Origin of the sequence: Microbacterium sp. (genome assembly GCF_032084865.1) — a bacterium.
GTDB lineage: Bacteria > Actinomycetota > Actinomycetes > Actinomycetales > Microbacteriaceae > Microbacterium.
Window position 1 is genome coordinate 1 of record NZ_DAMDLU010000236.1, and the last position, 1,633, is coordinate 1,633.

The following is a 1,633-nucleotide window of genomic DNA, read 5'->3' on the forward strand; positions in this document are numbered from 1 at the left end:
GCGGAGCCTCGGCATCCCCGGCCTCCAGCCCGCGCCGGACGGCCCCCTTGCGGCATCCGGTCAGCACGGTCCAGTGCCCCTCCGCCCGCGCGGCCAGCTCGTCGAGGTCGTACGCCGGGCGCCCCTTCTCGCCCCCGCGCAGCTGAGCGGCCGAGATGGCTCCGGAGAGGCGGTGGTAGCCCTCGGTGCCGCGGGCCAGCACGAGCAGATGATCGCCCTCCGGGTCGGGAGTGCCCGTACGCCCCTTCGGTGACAGGCGCAGGGACCCTGAGGTCAGAGGCCGAGCCGGGTTCTCGACGACGCCGAGCGAGAGCTCGGCGCCGTACACGGTCTGCACCCCGGCATCCATCGTCTCGGCCACCTCGGCGAAGCGGGATGCCCCGTAGAAGCCGTCGTGATCGGTGATCGCGAGGGCGCTGAGTCCCAGCCGCTCGGCCTCGGCCAGCAGATCCTCGGGGGAGGACGCGCCGTCGAGGAACGAGTACCAGGAATGCGCGTGCAGCTCGGCGTAGGGCACGGCGTCGGCCGGCCGCCGCACATCGAGGTGAGCCGTCGTGCGACGACGCCTGCTCACCGGACCCGGGTCGGCACGAGGACGCACCGGCTCGCTCTGCACCGGTGCGGGGCCCTCCAGGTCGAGGGTGCGCTCGAGCTGATGCCAGGTCTGCGGCGGGTTGCTGAAGCCCATCAGCGGTACCGCCCCTCGGCCCACCAGCCGTCCGCCGAGTGGAACACCAGCCAGGCGCGGTGCCCCGCATCGAGCAGCTGGAAACGGTGCCCGGAGCGGGCGCGCTCGGAATCCCACCGGTGCTCGTGCACCGGCCACGGACCCGCCCAGCCGACCACCTCGCTGTCTTCGATCAGCGCGGGCGGGGTCGACAGCGCCCCGCGCTCGTCGATCTCGACCTCGGCGCCCGCCGCACCGCTCACCCGCACCGGGCGCATCGGCATGTACACCTCGGTCGGCAGCGGATCGGGCAGGCTGCCCGGCCATGGCTGCGAGGGATCGCGATGCACGAGCGGCCGCTCTCCCCACGGCGTGAGCACCTGACGATCGGCCAGCATCCGCCCGCCCGCCATCGCCGCCGTGCTCACCCCGCGATGGCCGAGCAGCGTCTGCACGCGCGAGACGGCATGGTGCAGTCGCTCGTCGGTGCCCGAGCCGAACAGGCCGGGCTGATGATGGGCGGCGTCGTCGACCGCGACCGGCGAGAGCCGCACCCCCACGATGCCGCGGAAGGCGTGAGCGGCATCGTCGGGTGCGTCGTCGACGATCGTCTCGAGCTGCCAGCGCACCCGGTCGACCAGATCTCCCGCGTCGAAGCAGGTCGGATGCAGCCAGGTGCGGGAGAAGACCGCCCCGTCGTCGTCGGTGAGGTCGATGCGCACCTCGGTGCACACGGCCGAGACATCGGCGAGGGCGAGCAGCACGGCATCCGCCGTCTGCCGCACGGCGAACGCGATCTGGTCGGACTGCCCGAGAGGAGTGTCGAACTGCACCTCGCGCGCCAGCTGCGGGTCGGGCGGTTGCGGGGTGAGCGGCCGGGAGTCGGCTCCGGATGCCAGGTCGTGCAGCCGTGCCCCGTGCTCGCCGAACCGCGAGCGCACCGAGAGGGCGTCGAGGGCGGCGAAT

General features: G+C 73.4%; 1 protein-coding gene and 1 pseudogene. Both read right to left on the reverse strand.

Translation table 11 applies throughout. The annotated features are described in order from the left end of the window. Positions 1–688, reverse strand: a 688-nt coding sequence (locus tag RT309_RS14915) for a PHP domain-containing protein (protein WP_313358300.1), incomplete at its 3' end; no start/stop codon positions are given. Then, positions 688–1,633: pseudogene (locus tag RT309_RS14920) on the reverse strand (DNA polymerase Y family protein); the annotation flags it as partial. The gene RT309_RS14915 and the pseudogene RT309_RS14920, both read right to left, overlap by 1 nt.